Here is an 18398-nt window from a genome sequence, read left to right as displayed (position 1 = left end):
AGCCAAGCCTCTTTACATAGAAAGGAAAGAACATGAGCGATATTTACCAGCACTTCAGACAAGACGAGCGGCCTTTTATTGATCAGGCGCTTGAATGGAAACAGATTGTCCTGGACCAGTATCGGATGAAGCTGACTGATTTCTTAGATCCCAGAGAACAGGTCATTGTAAAAGCCGTTATCGGCGACGCCTGCGGTCTTGCGTTTTTCGGAGGATATGACAGAGCTGAGCGCAAACGCGCGATTTTATACCCTGAATATATGGAACCTGAACAGGATGATTTTGAGCTTCGGGCTTTTGACGTTCAATACGCTGAAAAATTCGTCAGCATTGACCACCGCTCTCTTCTCGGATCATTAATGGGGATCGGCTTAAAGCGGCAGAAATACGGCGATCTGATTTTCTCTGAGGAAGCCGTTCAGCTGATCGTCTCCGGTGAAATCGCCGATTTTGTCAGCACTCAGCTGACCAAGGCGGGCAAAGCGCCGGTAAAGCTTGAGAAAATCGAGCTTTCCGCTCTTCACATTCCCGCTTCAGATGTCGAAATAAGGGATGACACGGTTTCTTCATTGCGTCTCGACGCCGTCTGCGCTTCAATGAGCAGGCAATCCCGTCAGAAAGCGCAGGCGCTTGTGAAAAACGGGCTCGTTAAGGTGAATTGGAAAGCCATTGAAGATCCGTCTTATCAGGTTGCTGAAGGGGACATGCTCTCGATTCGCGGCTTCGGACGATGCAGTTTGGCAAAAGTTGACGGAAAAACGAAAAAAGACAAATGGAAAGTTACATTTGAACGGCAAAAATGAGTCGTTTTTTCAGTTTTTTTCTCCATCTGTGCCGTATTTGTTTTATAATGTGAACTAGATAACCGTACTGAAATGTAAAAATGGAGGTGGCAATATGCCATTAACGCCGAATGATATCCATAACAAAACGTTTACAAAAGGTTTTCGCGGATATGATGAAGATGAAGTAAATGAATTTTTAATGCAGGTCAGAAAAGATTACGAAATCGCACTCCGTAAAAAAACGGAGCTTGAGGCGAAAGTGAACGAGCTGGACGAAAAAATCGGCCACTTTGCCAATATCGAAGAAACGCTGAATAAATCAATTCTCGTAGCTCAGGAAGCCGCAGAAGACGTAAAGCGCAACTCGCAGAAAGAAGCGAAGCTGATCGTCCGTGAAGCAGAAAAAAATGCTGATCGCATCATCAATGAGTCGCTTTCCAAATCAAGAAAAATCGCAATGGAAATTGAAGAGCTGAAAAAACAGTCTAAAGTCTTCAGAACACGTTTCCAAATGCTGATTGAAGCGCAGCTCGACCTGCTGAAGAACGATGATTGGGATCATCTGCTGGAATACGAAGTCGACGCGGTATTTGAGGAAAAAGAATAATTTTCTGATTTTCTTGACATTCTCCGGCCCGTTCGAATATAATACGTTCATAAATTCAGATGAAAAGACGATTGAAAGGGACCGGCATGACTCAAAACAGGCTAAAAAGCGACCCGGGGAAGGTGAAAGCCCGGGATGGCCGGAATCATGCAGATCAGCCCTTTAGTTTCCTTTCTGAACCGAGAGTAGGAAAGGACGTTCCATCACGTTACGATGTTCGAGAGGAAAAGACGGATGATCCGTTTTTTCTAAAAGGGTGGTACCGCGAGATAAGCTTTCTCGTCCCTTATGGGATGAGAGGGCTTTTTTTATTTTCTGAAAAATGTTGTGGAGGAATGAAAATGGATTACAAAGATACGCTGTTAATGCCGAAAACAGATTTTCCGATGCGCGGAAATCTGCCGAATCGTGAGCCGGACATGCAAAAAGACTGGGAGGAGCAGGACATTTACCGTCTTGTTCAAGAACGGACGAAAGACCGCCCGAAATTCGTGCTGCATGACGGACCTCCTTATGCAAACGGAGACATCCACATGGGCCATGCCCTGAACAAAATCCTGAAAGACTTCATCGTCCGCTATAAATCAATGAGCGGCTACAACGCACCGTACGTGCCGGGCTGGGATACGCACGGACTGCCGATTGAAACGGCGCTGACGAAAAACAAAAAAGTAAACCGGAAAGAAATGTCAGTAGCAGAATTCCGCAAACTATGTGAAGAGTACGCTTGGAAGCAAATCGAGGGACAGCGTGAGCAATTCAAACGTCTTGGTGTCCGCGGTGACTGGGAAAACCCATACGTGACATTAAAACCGGAATACGAAGCGCAGCAAATCCGCGTATTTGGTGAAATGGCAAAACGAGGCTACATTTACAAAGGCCTTAAACCGGTTAACTGGTCACCTTCAAGTGAGTCTGCTCTGGCTGAAGCCGAGATCGAATATCAAGACAAACGTTCAGCATCTATTTACGTCGCTTTTGGTGTAAAAGACGGAAAAGGCGTTCTTGAAAACGGCGAGCGCATCATCATTTGGACAACAACGCCTTGGACAATTCCGGCGAACCTCGGAATCTCAGTGCACCCTGATCTTGAGTACAGCGTGATTGCAGTAGGTGAAGACCGCTTTGTCGTAGCAAGTGCCTTAGTCGAAAGTGTTGCATCAGCATGCGGATTTGATCAGTATGAAGTGACAAGAACGGTCAAAGGAAAAGACCTTGAGAACATTATCGCTGAACACCCGCTATATGGCAGAGACTCTCTCGTTATGCTTGGTGAACACGTAACAACTGATGCCGGAACAGGCTGTGTTCATACAGCGCCAGGACATGGGGAAGATGACTTTATCATTGGCCAAAAATACGGTTTAGATGTGCTTTGCCCGGTCGATGAAAAAGGTGTAATGACAAGCGAAGCTCCTGGGTTTGAAGGCATGTTCTATGATGATGCAAACAAAGCGATCACACAGCAGCTCGATGAAAAAGGCGCACTTGTGAAGCTTGAATTCATTACTCACTCTTATCCGCATGATTGGAGAACAAAAAAACCAACCATTTTCAGAGCGACAGCGCAATGGTTTGCGTCTATTAAAGATTTCAGATCAGACCTGCTGGATGCCATTAAAGAAACCAAATGGGTTCCTGAATGGGGTGAGCAGCGTTTGCACAACATGGTTCGGGACCGCGGAGACTGGTGTATTTCCAGACAGCGTGCGTGGGGTGTGCCGATTCCGGTATTTTACGCTGAAAACGGAGAACCGATTATTACAGATGAAACCATTGAACATGTTTCTGAATTGTTCAGACAGCACGGATCAAACATTTGGTTTGAAAAAGAAGCAAAGGATCTTCTTCCGGAAGGCTTTACGCATCCTGGCAGCCCGAACGGCACATTTACAAAAGAACAGGATATCATGGATGTTTGGTTTGATTCAGGCTCTTCACATCAAGCAGTGCTTGAAGAACGTGATGACCTCGTTCGCCCGGCTGATTTATACCTAGAGGGATCTGACCAATATCGCGGCTGGTTTAACTCTTCTCTTTCTACAGCAGTAGCCGTAACAGGAAAAGCGCCGTATAAAGGTGTGCTCAGCCATGGGTTCGCACTGGATGGAGAAGGACGCAAGATGAGTAAATCAATCGGTAACGTTGTTGTTCCGGCTAAAGTCATGAAACAGCTTGGTGCCGACATCTTAAGATTATGGGTATCGTCAGTGGATTATCAGGCGGACGTTCGCGTGTCTGACGCCATTCTGAAGCAGGTCGCGGAAGTATACCGGAAAGTCCGCAACACGTTCCGCTTCCTTCACGGCAACCTGTTCGATTTCAATCCAAGCGTCAATGCCGTGGATGTAAAAGATCTCCGCGAAGTGGATCAATATATGCTGATCAAGCTGAATAAGCTGATCGATAAGGTGAAAAAAGCGTACGATGAATATGAATTTGCGGTTGTTTATCACAGCATTCACAATTTCTGTACGATCGAGCTCAGCTCCTTCTATCTTGATTTTGCAAAAGATGTTGTGTACATCGAGCATGCTGATCATCCGGACCGCCGCAGCATGCAGACGGTCTTCTATGAAACGCTGCTGGCGTTAGTGAAGCTGACGGCGCCGATTCTCCCGCACACGGCGGATGAAATGTGGTCTCACTTATCATTTGTTGAAGAAGCGAGCGTGCAGCTGACAGATATGCCGGAAACCATTGCTGTTCCGGACAATCAAGCGACAGAAGAAAAGTTCGACCGCTTCATGGAGCTTCGAAACGACGTGCTGAAAGCTTTGGAAACAGCCCGTAACGAAAAAATTATCGGAAGATCATTGGAAGCGAGCCTGACTTTGTATCCGAACAAAGAAAACCGCGACCTCTTGTCATCCATTAAAGAAAACATCGCGCAGCTGTTTATCGTCTCAGAACTGACAGTAAAAGACGAAAGTGAAGCGCCGGAAAACGCGCAAAGCTTCACAACAGGAAAAATGACCGTAGAAAAAGCGGAAGGCCAGATGTGTGAACGTTCCCGCGTAATTTCTAAAGATGTCGGAGCCAATCCGAAATATCCGACATTATCACTGCGCAATGCGGAAATCGTTGAAAAATATTATCAAAAATAATAAATGAGAAAGCGCCCGGTGACAGCCGGGCGCTTTTTTACATGCCACTAATGTCATCGATTAGAACGACAGGAAAAATCTTATGGGCTTCAAATGGCGCTCTGGGGGCAACAATAAAGCCATAACATCAAGAGCAGGAGTTGTGATGAATGAATGATCAACTGACCGCAATCCACACGGAGCTTCTCATGATGAAAGAAGAACTTCAATCAAGATTATTCGAATATTCTTGCTTTCAAATGTCAGCATCTGTTGAACCTTCAATGAACGACCAAGAAGCAACTCTGATCTATCATATAAAAGAAGAACTTCAGGACGTTCTTCTTGCCCTGTCTAAGTTTGAAAACAATACGTACGGTTATTGTGAAAAAACAGGCGACCCCATTCCGATTGAAAAACTTGCGGTGCTGCCGACGGCCAGAACCGCTGATGATTTTTATTATCCCGCTCAATTTGAAAAGAAAACCCTTCCATATTGGGAACCCGGAGATTATGCATATGATCAGGCGCTGTATGAGTGACAGCGTCTGTTTGCATGCGCTTATGATCTGCCTTTACTCTGGCATCTTTTACTGATAAAATTCATAAAGGATAAAAGTAACTGTATACTGGAGGAACGTGTGTGCTTTATTATCTAATCGCTCTTTTTATTATTATTGCCGACCAATTGACCAAATGGCTTGTCGTCAGCCATATGGAATTGGGACAAAGCATACCTGTCATCGATCAGGTGCTTTATATCACATCTCATCGCAACACGGGAGCGGCGTGGGGGATTTTAGCCGGCCAAATGTGGTTTTTCTACGTCATTACCATCGCCGTGATTATCGGAATCGTTTATTACATACAGCGTTATGCAAAAGGGCAGATGTTACTCGGAATTTCTCTCGGCTTAATGCTGGGCGGTGCGGCCGGAAACTTTATTGACCGGGCGGCGCGCCAGGAAGTGGTGGATTTTATTCATGTCATCATCGTGGATTATCACTATCCGATTTTTAATATCGCGGACTCCTCACTGTGCGTCGGTGTAATACTTTTATTTATTCATATGCTGTTTGACAGCGGGAAAAAGAAGGAGCAATAACATGAATCAATTTGAGATAACCGTTCAGCCTGAACAAAAGAGCGAACGGATTGATAAATTTTTGGCTTCAACGGGAGAAAACTGGTCACGCACTCAAGTGCAGCAATGGGTAAAAGAGGGATTGGTATCCGTTAACGGCAAATCCGTAAAAGCGAATTATAAAATGCAGCCCGGCGATCAGGTAAACGTCACCATTCCTGAACCGGAAGAATTGGACGTGCTTGCAGAGCCGATGGATTTGGACATTTACTATGAGGATCAGGACGTCTTGGTTGTGAACAAACCGCGGGGCATGGTTGTACACCCGGCGCCCGGCCATGTGACTGGGACGCTTGTAAACGGACTGATGGCTCACTGCAACGACCTTTCCGGCATTAACGGCGTCATGCGCCCGGGAATCGTCCACCGGATTGATAAAGATACTTCCGGTCTGTTAATGGTCGCTAAAAACGATATGGCGCATGAATCACTCGTTAATCAGCTCGTCAATAAAACCGTGACCAGAAAGTACATAGCGGTTGTCCACGGGGTGATTTCACATGATGACGGAACGATTGACGCTCCGATCGGGAGAGATAAAAAAGACCGTCAAAGCATGACCGTAACAAGAGAAAGCAGCAAAAACGCCGTCACGCATTTCCACGTGCTTGAGCGTTTTCAAGATTTCACGCTCGTAGAGTGCCGTCTTGAGACCGGAAGAACGCATCAGATCCGTGTTCATATGAAATATATCGGGTTTCCTTTGGCAGGCGACCCGAAGTACGGACCGAGAAAAACCATTGATTTCAATGGTCAGGCGCTTCATGCCGGAATATTAGGTTTTGATCATCCGCGGACGGGAGAATACATGGAGTTTGAAGCGCCCCTTCCTGAAGATATGAAAAAACTCATTGAAGATTTAAGAAATAGCCATTGACAGCGACTTTCTTTTCTGAAATAATAAAAACAAGCTGAATAGATTCTTTAACACAGTCCAGAGAGGCTGAGAAGGATAACGGATAGGACAGAAGAGATACACGTGTGTCTTCGTCCTGGAAAGGAACCCCTCTATGCTCTGGCAGGAGGGGTTTTTTCTTCTTATATACGAATGGAGAGGTGTCACGAGTGAATCAAAAAGCTGTTATTCTCGACGAACAGGCGATCAGGCGGGCGCTGACAAGGATAGCCCATGAAATGATCGAACGGAATAAAGGAATGAATGACTGCATTCTTGTAGGAATTAAAACAAGAGGCATTTATTTAGCGAAGCGGCTGGCCGAGCGGATCGAACAGATTGAAGGGAATCCAGTCACCGTCGGGGAAATCGATATCACCCTTTACCGTGACGACCTGACGAAAAAAACGAGCAATGAAGAGCCGCTTGTAAAAGGCGCGGACATTCCGGCCGATATCACAGACCAAAAGGTCATTGTGGTTGATGATGTGCTTTATACCGGCCGGACGGTGAGAGCTGCGATGGATGCCCTCGTTGATGTCGGACGGCCGTCATCGATACAGCTTGCCGTGCTTGTCGACAGAGGGCACCGGGAGCTGCCGATCAGAGCGGACTATATCGGAAAAAACATTCCGACCTCAAAAGCTGAAAAAGTGATGGTTCAGCTGAGCGAAGTTGATCAGACTGATATGGTCGCCATTTACGAAAATGAATAATCACCTTTTTAAATGCATTCCAGAGAGTTTGCAAAGAGGATTTTAAAACACAAAGCCGGGCGGATCGACGCGGCCGGGTTTTGTATGCCTCTTTGCGCAAAAAGCAAAGAGGTTTTTTTATACCATTTGAAAGTCAACCGGGAGGAAAACGCCATGAGTAAGAAAAAAGTAAACCTGGGAGTCAGGGACGTCCCCAATCCATTGTCTTGGCTGTCATTCAGCCTGCAGCATTTATTCGCCATGTTCGGTTCAACCATACTCGTGCCGAAACTGGTCGGAATGAGCCCGGCAGTGGCGCTTGTCACGAGCGGAATCGGGACACTCGCCTATCTCTTGGTGACAAAAGGCCAGATTCCCGCTTATCTCGGCTCATCATTCGCCTTTATATCACCGATTATCTTGGTGAAGGCGACGGGAGGGCCGGGGGCTGCCATGGTCGGCGCTTTCCTGGCGGGAATTGTGTACGGCCTGATCGCACTGCTCATCAGGCAGCTTGGAACGGGGTGGCTGATGAAGCTGCTGCCCCCGGTGGTCGTCGGGCCGGTCATCATCGTCATCGGCCTCGGACTGGCAAGCACAGCCGTCAATATGGCAATGTATGCTGATCCGAATGCGAAGGAACTCGTCTACAGCCTGAAACATTTCAGTGTAGCCGGCGTCACTTTGGCCATAACCATTATCTGTGCCATCTTTTTACGGGGATTTTTAAGCCTGATTCCGGTATTGATCGGCATTATAGGCGGCTATCTGTTTGCGCTGACACAGGGCATCGTCAATTTCCAGCCGGTCATTGATGCAAAGTGGTTCGCCGTTCCTGAATTTATCATCCCTTTCAAAGACTATACGCCGTCAGTGACATTGGGCATTGCGGCTGCGATGGTGCCGGTCGCTTTCGTGACGATGTCAGAACATATCGGCCACCAAATGGTGCTGAGTAAAGTCGTCGGACAGGATTTCATTAAAAAGCCGGGACTGCACCGCTCCATAATGGGGGACAGTGTTGCGACGATCATCGCTTCGTTAATCGGCGGCCCGCCGACGACGACATACGGCGAGAACATCGGAGTACTGGCAATTACGAGAGTTTTCAGCGTCTTTGTCATCGGCGGCGCGGGTGTGATTGCGCTGTGCTTCGGATTTATCGGAAAAGTATCAGCACTGATCAGCTCTGTTCCGTCCGCGGTTATGGGAGGCGTTTCCTTCCTGCTCTTTGGAATTATCGCCTCCAGCGGCTTAAGAATGCTGATTGACAACAACATTGATTATGAGAACAAGAGAAATTTAATTATCACATCCGTCATCCTCGTGATTGGCGTCGGAGGGGCTTTTATTCAAGTTTCAAAAGGCGGGTTCCAAATATCCGGCATGGCGCTTGCGGCAATCGTCGGAGTCATCCTGAACCTCATCCTGCCGCATGCAAATGAAGAAGACGCGATTGCATCAGAAAAACAAAATCATATGTAAAACCTTTTAAAGAAAGTCCAGAGAGGCTTGGAAGGGTTATAACGGGAAGAAGCTGTACGCTGCTTCTCTCTTTAACCGCACCCCGAGTCTATAGACCGGGGTGTTTTTTTACGGCCTTCAAGCGGAAACGGAGGAGAAAAACATGAATCATTTAACGGCGATGTCTGAACTGAGCACGGCTGAAATTACAGAACTGCTGCGTGAGGCAAAAGCGATAAAAGAGGGAACAGTCCGCCCCGATCTCGCGGGAAAATTCGTTGCGAATCTGTTTTTTGAACCGAGCACGAGGACGCGGTTCAGCTTTGAAGTGGCGGAAAAGAAACTCGGGATGAACGTGCTCAGCTTAGACGGCACGAGCACAAGCGTTCAAAAAGGCGAGTCCTTATACGACACGGTCAGAACACTGGAATCAATCGGAGCGGACGCCTGCGTCATCCGGCACAGCACGGATGAATATTACAAAGATCTGACCGGCAGAGTCAATATTCCGATCTTAAACGCCGGCGACGGCTGCGGCCAGCACCCGACTCAGTCATTACTCGATTTAATGACGATTCAAGAGGAATTTGAGACCTTTCAGGGCCTGACGGTTTCCATTCATGGCGATATCAAACACAGCAGGGTGGCAAGGTCAAATGCCGAGGTGCTGACAAGACTCGGCGCACGCGTGCTGTTTTCAGGGCCGCCGCAATGGCAGGATGAGAAAAACGCCTTCGGCACCTGTGTGCAGACGGATGAAGCCATACAAGCTTCAGATGTCGTCATGCTGCTCCGCATCCAAAATGAAAGGCATCAGACAGAAGCCGACCAAAAAGGCTATCTGGAAGCATACGGGCTGACCGCAAAGCGGGCGGAGAGCATGAAGCGGCATGCCATCATCATGCATCCCGCACCGGTGAACAGAGGAGTCGAAATTGACACAACATTAGTGGAATGCGGAAAATCAAGAATCTTTAAACAAATGGAAAATGGCGTGTATATCAGAATGGCAGTCTTAAAAAGAGCACTGCAAACCAATGTGAAAAGGGGAGAAGCGGCTTATGTCTTATCTCATTAAAAACGGCTGGATGTTAAATGAACAGGGAGAAAAAGTGGCACAGGATATCCGGGTAACGGGTGAATTCATTTCGGAAACCGGGCTTCTGACAGCGAAAGACGGAGAAACGGTGATCGACGCTGACGGACTGTTCGTTTCACCGGGACTCGTAGACCTTCATGTTCACTTCAGAGAACCGGGCGGCGAGAAAAAAGAAACCATTGAGACGGGCTCTAAAGCCGCGGCGCGGGGCGGCTTTACCACAGTCGCAGCCATGCCGAATACAAGACCGGTGCCGGATACGAAAGAGCAGATGGAATGGCTGCAAAACCGGATCAAAGAAACCTCATCTGTCAGGGTTCTTCCTTACGCATCCATTACGATCAGACAAACCGGCGAAGAAATGACAGATTTTGAGGCGCTTCATGAAGCCGGCGCATTCGCCTTCACCGATGACGGCGTCGGCGTTCAGACGGCCGGAATGATGTATGAAGCCATGAAACGGGCGGCTTCAATGAATAAAGCGATTGTCGCTCATTGTGAGGATAACTCGCTTATTTACGGAGGGAGCGTGCATGAAGGTTCTTTTTCAAAAGCGAACGGCCTGAACGGCATACCTTCCATTTGTGAAGCGGTACATATCGCCCGTGACGTGCTGCTGGCGGAAGCGGCGGGCTGCCATTACCACGTGTGTCATATCAGCACGAAAGAGTCCGTCAGAGCCGTAAGAGACGCAAAAAAAGCGGGAATCCGCGTGACGGCGGAAGTATCGCCGCACCACCTGCTGCTTTGTGACGAAGATATCCCGGGACTTGATACCAATTTTAAGATGAATCCGCCGCTTCGCAGCAAAGAGGACAGAGAGGCGCTGATTGAAGGGCTTTTAGACGGTACGATTGATTTCATCGCCACTGACCATGCGCCGCATACAGAAGAAGAGAAAAACACGGATATGAAGCTTGCGCCTTTCGGTATCGTCGGTTTAGAAACAGCCTTTCCGCTTCTGTACACACATTTTGTGAAAAACGGGGCGTGGACGCTGAAGCAGCTGGTTGATTTCATGACGGTAAAACCTTGCGAGGCATTTGATCTTCCGTACGGAACGCTTGCACCGGGGGCGCCGGCTGACATCACCCTGATTGATCTGGAAAAAGAAGCAGCCATTGACAAAGATACATTTTTATCTAAAGGAAAAAATACGCCATTCAACAAGATGAAGTGCTTCGGCTGGCCTGTTGCAACGATGGCTGCCGGTAAGCTTGCATACGAAGAAGGGAGACTCGTCAAATGAAAAGAAGACTAGTGCTGGAAAATGGAGCGGTATTTGAGGGTGAAGCATTCGGGAGCCTGGAGCATACCGCGGGTGAAGTCGTATTCAACACGGGAATGACCGGTTATCAGGAAATTTTATCAGACCCTTCTTACTGCGGGCAGATCGTGACGCTGACGTATCCTCTGATCGGCAACTACGGAATTAACAGAGATGACTTTGAATCCATCACTCCTTTTGTAAAAGGGCTGATCGTAAAAGAACTGTGCGAGCTGCCTTCCAACTGGCGTTCGGCTTACACGCTTGACGAGTATTTGAAAATGAAAAATATCCCCGGCTTACAAGGGATTGACACGAGAAAGCTCACAAGAATGATCCGCACGGCCGGCGCATTAAAAGGAACGTTTGCTTCAAGTGAGGAGAATGTCGGAGAGGTTCTTGCAAGGCTGAAAGAAACGGAACTGCCGAGAAATCAAGTCGCTCAAGTATCTGCGAAAACGGCATATCCGAGTCCGGGCCGCGGCAAACGCATCGTACTCGTCGATTTCGGTATGAAGCACGGCATTTTAAGAGAGTTAAACAAAAGAAAATGCGATGTTATCGTTGTGCCGTACAATGTAACGGCGGAAGAAGTGCTTCAGCTCAAGCCGGACGGCATCATGCTTTCTAACGGACCCGGAGATCCGAAAGATGTGCCGGAAGCCATTGAAATGATAAAAGGCATACTCGGGAAGGTGCCGTTATTCGGAATCTGCCTCGGCCACCAATTATTTGCACTGGCATCCGGAGCGGAAACGGAAAAAATGAAATTCGGACACAGGGGTTCCAATCATCCGGTTAAAGAGCTTGCGACAGGGAAAGTCGCTTTAACCGCCCAAAACCACGGATATACAGTTTCTTCAATAGATGAGACAGAGCTTGAAGTGACGCACATTGCGATCAATGATCAAACGATCGAAGGACTCAAGCATAAAACATTGCCGGCATTTACGGTTCAGTACCACCCTGAAGCTTCACCGGGGCCGGAAGACGCCAATCATTTATTTGACAGATTCATTGACTTGATCGAAACAACTGAGAAAGAAGGGGAAGCGGTATGCCAAAACGCGTAGATATTAAAAAGATTTTAGTGATCGGATCAGGCCCGATTATTATCGGACAGGCGGCGGAATTTGATTATGCGGGCACACAGGCGTGTCTCGCTTTAAAGGAAGAAGGCTATGAAGTTATTCTCGTCAACTCGAATCCGGCAACGATTATGACGGATACGGAAATGGCTGATCGGGTATACATAGAACCGCTGACGCCGGAGTTTCTCACGCGTATTATCAGAAAAGAACGGCCGGACGCCATCCTGCCGACTCTGGGAGGACAGACCGGACTGAATCTTGCCGTTGAGCTGTCTGAACTCGGGGTTCTTGAGGAATGCGGGGTGGAAGTGCTCGGCACAAAGCTGTCCGCCATCCAGCAGGCGGAAGACCGCGACTTATTCCGTACGCTGATGAATGAGCTGAATGAACCGGTGCCGGAAAGTGAGATCATCCGCACTTTACAGGAAGCCGAGGAATTTGTCGGCCGGATCGGGTTTCCGGTTATTGTGCGCCCCGCTTACACATTAGGCGGAACGGGCGGCGGCATCTGCTCGAATGAAGCAGAACTGAAAGAGATCGTCGAAAACGGATTAAAACTCAGCCCCGTCCATCAATGCCTTCTGGAAAAAAGCATTGCCGGTTACAAAGAGATCGAATATGAAGTCATGAGAGACAGCAGAGATCACGCGATCGTCGTCTGCAACATGGAAAATATCGATCCAGTCGGCATCCATACGGGTGACAGCATCGTCGTTGCCCCGAGCCAGACTTTGAGCGACCGGGAATACCAGCTTTTGCGCAATGTTTCATTAAAGCTGATCCGCGCGCTCGGCATTGAAGGCGGCTGTAATGTTCAGCTCGCGCTCGATCCCGACAGCTTCCAATATTACATTATCGAAGTGAATCCGCGGGTGAGCCGCTCATCTGCCCTCGCCTCAAAAGCGACGGGTTACCCGATCGCAAAGCTTGCGGCGAAAATCGCAGTCGGGCTTTCTCTTGATGAAATGATGAATCCCGTAACGGGAAAAACATATGCGGCTTTTGAGCCCGCGCTTGACTATGTCGTTTCTAAAATCCCGCGCTGGCCGTTCGACAAATTTGAGTCGGCAAACCGCAGGCTCGGGACGCAAATGAAAGCCACCGGAGAGGTCATGGCCATCGGACGCACCCTTGAAGAATCGCTGTTAAAGGCGGTCCGCTCACTGGAAGCCGATGTCTATCACCTGGAACTGAAGGATGCGGAAGAGATTTCTGACGGGCTTTTGGAAAAACGGATCAGAAAGGCCGGAGATGAACGGCTGTTTTATCTTGCTGAAGCGTTCAGAAGAGGCTACACAGTCGAGCAGCTTCATGAGTTTTCCGCAATTGACGTATTCTTTTTGCACAAGCTCTGTAAGCTGGTCGCTTTTGAAACAGAGCTGAAAGCGGAAAAAGGCAGCCTCGCCGTCCTTCAGACAGCGAAGGAACTCGGTTTCTCCGACAAATATATCAGCCGGGAATGGAATATGCCGGAACAAGAGCTGTATCAAATGCGAAAAGAAGCAGCCATCAAGCCTGTATATAAAATGGTGGATACATGCGCGGCGGAATTCGAATCAGAAACCCCGTACTTCTACAGCACATATGAGGAAGAAAATGAGTCTGAGGTTACATCAAGAAAAAGCGTCGTCGTCCTCGGCTCCGGCCCGATCCGCATCGGACAGGGCGTCGAATTTGACTATGCGACCGTTCATTCTGTCTGGGCCATCAAACAGGCAGGCTATGAAGCGATTATTATCAACAACAACCCTGAGACGGTGTCCACTGATTTCAGCATATCAGACAAACTGTATTTTGAACCGCTGACGGTAGAAGATGTCATGCACATCATCGATTTGGAACAGCCGGAAGGCGTTGTCGTCCAATTCGGCGGCCAGACGGCGATCAATCTTGCGGAAGAATTGAGCGCCCGCGGCGTCAAAATCCTCGGCACATCACTTGAAGATTTAGACCGTGCGGAAGACCGGGATAAGTTTGAGCAGGCGCTTGAGGCGCTGAATGTGCCGCAGCCGCTCGGAAAAACCGCTGTGTCGGTGAACGAAGCGGTCAAAATTGCCGCATCCATCGGCTATCCGGTACTTGTCCGCCCTTCGTATGTGCTCGGCGGCCGGGCGATGGAAATCGTCTATCACGAAGAAGAGCTGCTTCACTATATGAAAAACGCGGTCAAAATCAACCCGCAGCATCCGGTGTTAATCGACCGTTATCTGACGGGGAAAGAAATCGAAGTCGATGCCGTATCTGACGGCGAAACAGTCGTTATTCCGGGAATTATGGAGCATATCGAGCGGGCCGGCGTCCATTCAGGGGATTCAATCGCCGTCTATCCGCCTCAGTCTTTAAGCGAAGACATTAAGAAAAAAATCGAACAATACACTGTAGCCTTGGCAAAAGGCCTTAACATCATCGGGTTGCTGAACATCCAGTTCGTACTGTCGCAAGGTGAAGTGTATGTGCTTGAGGTAAATCCGCGGTCAAGCAGAACCGTGCCGTTCTTAAGCAAAATCACAAAGATTCCGATGGCGAATCTGGCGACAAAGGTCATTCTCGGCCAAAAGCTTGCTGATTTCGGCTATCAAGAGGGGCTGCAGCCTGAACAGCAGGGGGTGTACGTGAAAGCGCCTGTCTTCTCATTCGCGAAGCTGAGAAGAGTGGATATTACATTAGGGCCTGAAATGAAGTCGACGGGAGAGGTCATGGGCAAAGATTCAACTCTTGAAAAAGCGCTCTATAAAGCACTGATTGCCTCTGGCATTCAAATTCCGAATTACGGCTCGGTGCTGTTGACCGTTGCTGATAAAGATAAAGAAGAAGGACTTCTGATCGCGAAGCGGTTCCACGCTATCGGCTATAACATCATGGCGACGGTAGGAACGGCAGCTTATTTGAAAGACGCTCAGATTCCGGCTCAGGTTGTCGGGAAAATCGGCGAAGAAGGGAAGAATCTCATCGACGTCATCAGAAACGGAGAAGCGCAATTTGTCATCAATACGCTGACAAAGGGCAAACAGCCGGCCAGAGACGGCTTCAGAATCCGCCGCGAATCCGTTGAGAACGGAGTCGCCTGCCTGACATCTTTAGATACGGCCGAAGCCATTTTGCGGGTATTGGAAAGCATGACATTCCGGGCGGATCATATGCCTGCATCCGAAACCAATCAAAAGGCGGCAGTCACGATATGAAGAAAGCGCATTTGACTGTTCAATCCAACTTAGAAATTGCCGACCGGATTTATAAGATGGTGCTGAAAGGAGAGCTTGTCCGGCACCTTACCGAGCCGGGTCAATTTCTTCATCTGAAGGTGAGTGACGCGGTCACGCCGCTATTAAGAAGACCGCTCAGCATTGCGGACGTCGATTTCGCCGCGAATGAAGTATCCGTTATCTACAGAGCTGACGGTGAGGGAACGCGTCTTTTGTCCGAGAAAAAAGAGGGCGGCAGGATAGACGTTCTCGGCCCTCTCGGCAACGGATTCCCCGTCCGGCGGATTGAACCCGGAAAAACCGCGCTGTTAGTCGGAGGCGGAGTGGGAGTTCCGCCTTTGCAGGAACTGTCAAAGCGCCTGACGGAAAAAGGCGTAAACGTCATTCATGTGCTTGGATTTCAATCAGCAAAGGATATTTTTTACGAACAGGAATGTCGTGCGTACGGAGACACCTATGTGGCGACGGCTGACGGAACATATGGAGAGAAAGGGTTTGTCACCGATGTCATCCGTGAAAAGCAGCTCGAATTCGATGTCCTGCTAAGCTGCGGACCGACACCGATGCTGAAAGCTCTGAAGCAGCAGTACGGCCATAAAGAGGTTTATCTTTCGATGGAAGAGCGGATGGGCTGCGGCATCGGAGCCTGCTTCGCCTGCGTGTGCCGCACGGGTGAAAGCGATACATCATATGTAAAGGTCTGCCTTGACGGGCCGGTATTTAAAGCTGAGGAGGTGGCGCTGTAATGTTAGAGGTGAATCTGCCGGGTCTCCAATTGAAAAATCCGATCATCCCCGCTTCCGGATGTTTCGGTTTCGGGAAAGAATATGCCGGATTTTACGATTTATCATGCCTCGGAGGCATTATGATTAAAGCCACGACGAACGAAGCCCGCTTCGGAAATCCGGCGCCGAGAGTGGCGGAGACAAGCGCGGGAATGCTGAATGCCATCGGACTGCAAAACCCCGGCCTTGAGCATGTGCTCAATCATGAGCTGCCTTGGCTCGAACAATTTGACACGCCGATTATCGCAAATGTCGCCGGTTCTCAGGTGGACGACTATAAAGAAGTGGCCGAGCACATCAGCCAAGCGCCGAATGTGCATGCGCTTGAGCTTAACATTTCATGTCCGAATGTCAAAACGGGGGGGATTGCTTTTGGTACTGATCCCGTCATGGCGGCCGAACTGACAAAAGCGGTGAAAGAAGTTTCCGCAGTGCCTGTGTATGTGAAGCTTTCGCCTAATGTCGCAAACATAACCGAAATTGCTAAAGCGATTGAAGCGGCCGGTGCTGACGGTCTGACGATGATTAATACACTCATCGGGATGAGGCTCGATCTCAAGACGGGACGGCCGATCTTAGCAAATAAAACGGGCGGACTGTCAGGCCCGGCGATCAAACCGGTCGCCATCCGGATGGTATACGAAGTCAGCCACGCCGTTCAAATCCCGATTATCGGGATGGGCGGCGTTCAGACCGCAGAGGATGCATTAGAATTTCTTCTTGCGGGAGCGAGTGCGGTTGCCGTCGGCACAGCAAACTTCGTCAATCCGTTCGTCTGCCCGGAAATCATAGAACAGCTCCCCCGTGTACTGCGCCAACACGGCTTTCAATCTGTAAGTGAATGCATCGGAAGGAGCTGGAAACATGAAAAACAACCTGCCCATCATCGCGCTTGATTTTGCATCAGGGGAAGAGACTTTAACGTTTTTAGACTTGTTTGAAAAGGAAAGGCTTTTTGTCAAAACGGGGATGGAACTTTTTTATCAGGAAGGCCCCGCCATCATTCACCAATTAAAAGAACGGAACTGTGATATATTTTTAGATTTAAAGCTTCATGATATCCCGACTACGGTCAATAAAGCGATGAAGCGGCTGGCCGGCCTCGGCGTTGATCTCGTCAATGTGCATGCGGCAGGGGGCGCACGCATGATGCGCGCGGCCCTTGAGGGACTTGAAGAAGGCACGCCGGCAGGCAGAAAACGCCCGTCTTTAATCGCGGTGACTCAGCTGACCAGCACTTCAGAGCAGGTGGCGAAGGAAGAGCTTCTGCTGCAAAAGCCGCTGTTAGAAACGGTCGTGCATTACGGCAAAATGGCGGAAGAGTGCGGGCTGGACGGAGTGGTATGTTCGGTACATGAAACAAAAGCCATTTATGAAGCGGTCCGGCCTTCATTTCTGACAGTCACACCGGGCATCCGCACGGCCAGTGACGCAGCTGACGATCAAGTCCGGACGGCGACTCCGTCATTTGCGAAAGAAAACGGTTCGTCAGCCATCGTTGTGGGCCGCTCAATTACAAAAGCGGAAAACCCCGTTAAAGCATATGAAGCAATTAAACTGGAATGGGAGGGCGTTCGCCGATGAAACAGGCTATCGCAAAACATCTATTACACATTGAAGCTGTCTTTTTACGCCCGAATGAGCCGTTTACGTGGGCGAGCGGTATTTTATCACCGATCTATTGTGACAACCGTCTGACATTGTCGTATCCAAAAGTGAGAAATGATGTGGCGGACGGGCTCGGCAAACTGCTGAAAGAGCATTTTCCCGAGGCGGAGATGATCTCGGGCACTGCAACGGCGGGCATTCCGCATGCTGCGCTTCTCGCAGACCGTGCAGGCGCACCGATGTGCTACGTCAGAAGCAAACCGAAAGCGCACGGCAAAGGAAATCAAATAGAAGGCGCCATTAAAAAAGGGCAAAAAACAGTCGTGATTGAAGACTTGATTTCTACCGGAGGCAGCGTGCTTGAAGCTGCGGCGGCCCTTCAAAGAGAGGGCGCGGAAGTCCTCGGCGTCATTTCCATTTTTACATACGGACTGCCGAAAGCAAAAGAAGCCTTTAAAAAAGCGGGTCTTCCTTATTACTCGTTAACGGATTATGACACGCTGATTGAAGTCGCGCTTGAAAACGGAACGATTCATTCAGATGACATTGAGAAACTGAAATCATGGAAACAGAATCCCGAGTCAAAAGATTGGTTTAAAAAATAATGACAATAAAAACAGGCCTCAGGGCCTGTTTTTATTATTCCTATCAAAAAACTCGGGTTGACTT

General features: G+C 48.9%; 16 protein-coding genes. All 16 read left to right on the top strand.

What is annotated here, in order from left to right:
* Positions 1 to 32 precede the first annotated feature (32 nt).
* Positions 33 to 803 (top strand): RNA-binding protein, encoded by a 771-nt coding sequence (locus tag ABK447_RS12835; RefSeq protein WP_007409722.1) that lies wholly within the window; start codon positions 33 to 35, stop codon positions 801 to 803.
* Positions 804 to 897: 94 nt separating this feature from the next.
* Positions 898 to 1392 carry a septum site-determining protein DivIVA gene (divIVA, locus tag ABK447_RS12830; RefSeq protein ID WP_003154406.1) on the top strand — a complete coding sequence of 165 codons (495 nt, stop codon included), beginning with the start codon at positions 898 to 900 and terminating at the stop codon, positions 1390 to 1392.
* A 341-nt stretch (positions 1393 to 1733) separates the two neighbouring features.
* A complete protein-coding gene (ileS, locus tag ABK447_RS12825; RefSeq protein ID WP_094031694.1) occupies positions 1734 to 4499 on the top strand; it encodes an isoleucine--tRNA ligase in 2766 nt (921 codons plus the stop codon).
* Positions 4500 to 4648: 149 nt separating this feature from the next.
* Entirely contained in the window at positions 4649 to 5020 is a 372-nt protein-coding gene (locus ABK447_RS12820) for a TraR/DksA family transcriptional regulator (RefSeq protein ID WP_007409725.1), read from the top strand.
* 101 nt (positions 5021 to 5121) lie between these two features.
* The gene (gene lspA, locus ABK447_RS12815) at positions 5122 to 5583 is read left to right on the top strand and encodes a signal peptidase II (RefSeq protein WP_003154398.1); all 462 of its coding nucleotides are present in this window, start codon (positions 5122 to 5124) and stop codon (positions 5581 to 5583) included.
* Position 5584: 1 nt separating this feature from the next.
* A complete protein-coding gene (locus ABK447_RS12810; RefSeq protein WP_072589081.1) occupies positions 5585 to 6499 on the top strand; it encodes an RluA family pseudouridine synthase in 915 nt (304 codons plus the stop codon).
* A gap of 188 nt (positions 6500 to 6687) precedes the next feature.
* On the top strand, positions 6688 to 7233 hold the full coding sequence (gene pyrR / locus ABK447_RS12805; protein WP_003154392.1) for a bifunctional pyrimidine operon transcriptional regulator/uracil phosphoribosyltransferase: 546 nt from the start codon (positions 6688 to 6690) through the stop codon (positions 7231 to 7233).
* A gap of 153 nt (positions 7234 to 7386) precedes the next feature.
* Positions 7387 to 8697 (top strand): uracil permease PyrP, encoded by a 1311-nt coding sequence (gene pyrP / locus ABK447_RS12800; protein WP_007409727.1) that lies wholly within the window; start codon positions 7387 to 7389, stop codon positions 8695 to 8697.
* A gap of 142 nt (positions 8698 to 8839) precedes the next feature.
* On the top strand, positions 8840 to 9754 hold the full coding sequence (locus tag ABK447_RS12795; RefSeq protein ID WP_072589082.1) for an aspartate carbamoyltransferase catalytic subunit: 915 nt from the start codon (positions 8840 to 8842) through the stop codon (positions 9752 to 9754).
* Positions 9738 to 11024 carry a dihydroorotase gene (locus ABK447_RS12790; protein ID WP_094031696.1) on the top strand — a complete coding sequence of 429 codons (1287 nt, stop codon included), beginning with the start codon at positions 9738 to 9740 and terminating at the stop codon, positions 11022 to 11024. The genes ABK447_RS12795 and ABK447_RS12790 overlap by 17 nt, the downstream gene beginning before the upstream one ends.
* Positions 11021 to 12115, top strand: a complete 1095-nt coding sequence (locus ABK447_RS12785) for a carbamoyl phosphate synthase small subunit (protein ID WP_007409730.1) — start codon at positions 11021 to 11023, stop codon at positions 12113 to 12115. Before ABK447_RS12790 ends, ABK447_RS12785 begins: the two co-directional genes overlap by 4 nt.
* A complete protein-coding gene (gene carB, locus ABK447_RS12780) occupies positions 12100 to 15315 on the top strand; it encodes a carbamoyl-phosphate synthase (glutamine-hydrolyzing) large subunit (RefSeq protein ID WP_094031697.1) in 3216 nt (1071 codons plus the stop codon). The genes ABK447_RS12785 and carB overlap by 16 nt, the downstream gene beginning before the upstream one ends.
* Complete coding sequence (locus tag ABK447_RS12775) at positions 15312 to 16082, top strand: dihydroorotate dehydrogenase electron transfer subunit (RefSeq protein WP_094031698.1); 771 nt, start codon at positions 15312 to 15314, stop codon at positions 16080 to 16082. The genes carB and ABK447_RS12775 overlap by 4 nt, the downstream gene beginning before the upstream one ends.
* On the top strand, positions 16082 to 17017 hold the full coding sequence (locus tag ABK447_RS12770; protein ID WP_094031699.1) for a dihydroorotate dehydrogenase: 936 nt from the start codon (positions 16082 to 16084) through the stop codon (positions 17015 to 17017). Before ABK447_RS12775 ends, ABK447_RS12770 begins: the two co-directional genes overlap by 1 nt.
* Entirely contained in the window at positions 16986 to 17705 is a 720-nt protein-coding gene (gene pyrF / locus ABK447_RS12765) for an orotidine-5'-phosphate decarboxylase (protein WP_015239830.1), read from the top strand. Before ABK447_RS12770 ends, pyrF begins: the two co-directional genes overlap by 32 nt.
* Positions 17702 to 18334, top strand: a complete 633-nt coding sequence (pyrE, locus tag ABK447_RS12760) for an orotate phosphoribosyltransferase (protein ID WP_059367014.1) — start codon at positions 17702 to 17704, stop codon at positions 18332 to 18334. Before pyrF ends, pyrE begins: the two co-directional genes overlap by 4 nt.
* Positions 18335 to 18398 lie beyond the last annotated feature (64 nt).

It is taken from the genome of Bacillus sp. hwrm1 (assembly GCF_040207805.1).
In the GTDB taxonomy this organism is placed as follows: Bacteria; Bacillota; Bacilli; order Bacillales; family Bacillaceae; genus Bacillus; species Bacillus velezensis.
The sequence above is the reverse complement of the archived record's forward strand: the minus strand, read 5'-3'. Positions and strand labels throughout refer to the sequence as shown.

Bases quoted from the DNA above. Each gene is read 5' to 3' on its own strand.
- carB (WP_094031697.1), top strand. From the start codon at position 12,100: ATGCCAAAACGCGTAGATATTAAAAAGATTTTAGTGATCGGATCAGGC.
- pyrP (WP_007409727.1), top strand. From the start codon at position 7,387: ATGAGTAAGAAAAAAGTAAACCTGGGAGTCAGGGACGTCCCCAATCCA.
- ABK447_RS12790 (WP_094031696.1), top strand. From the start codon at position 9,738: ATGTCTTATCTCATTAAAAACGGCTGGATGTTAAATGAACAGGGAGAA.
- pyrF (WP_015239830.1), top strand. From the start codon at position 16,986: ATGAAAAACAACCTGCCCATCATCGCGCTTGATTTTGCATCAGGGGAA.
- ABK447_RS12835 (WP_007409722.1), top strand. From the start codon at position 33: ATGAGCGATATTTACCAGCACTTCAGACAAGACGAGCGGCCTTTTATT.
- ABK447_RS12810 (WP_072589081.1), top strand. From the start codon at position 5,585: ATGAATCAATTTGAGATAACCGTTCAGCCTGAACAAAAGAGCGAACGG.
- ABK447_RS12770 (WP_094031699.1), top strand. From the start codon at position 16,082: ATGTTAGAGGTGAATCTGCCGGGTCTCCAATTGAAAAATCCGATCATC.
- ABK447_RS12785 (WP_007409730.1), top strand. From the start codon at position 11,021: ATGAAAAGAAGACTAGTGCTGGAAAATGGAGCGGTATTTGAGGGTGAA.
- pyrE (WP_059367014.1), top strand. From the start codon at position 17,702: ATGAAACAGGCTATCGCAAAACATCTATTACACATTGAAGCTGTCTTT.
- divIVA (WP_003154406.1), top strand. From the start codon at position 898: ATGCCATTAACGCCGAATGATATCCATAACAAAACGTTTACAAAAGGT.
- ABK447_RS12795 (WP_072589082.1), top strand. From the start codon at position 8,840: ATGAATCATTTAACGGCGATGTCTGAACTGAGCACGGCTGAAATTACA.
- ileS (WP_094031694.1), top strand. From the start codon at position 1,734: ATGGATTACAAAGATACGCTGTTAATGCCGAAAACAGATTTTCCGATG.
- ABK447_RS12775 (WP_094031698.1), top strand. From the start codon at position 15,312: ATGAAGAAAGCGCATTTGACTGTTCAATCCAACTTAGAAATTGCCGAC.
- ABK447_RS12820 (WP_007409725.1), top strand. From the start codon at position 4,649: ATGAATGATCAACTGACCGCAATCCACACGGAGCTTCTCATGATGAAA.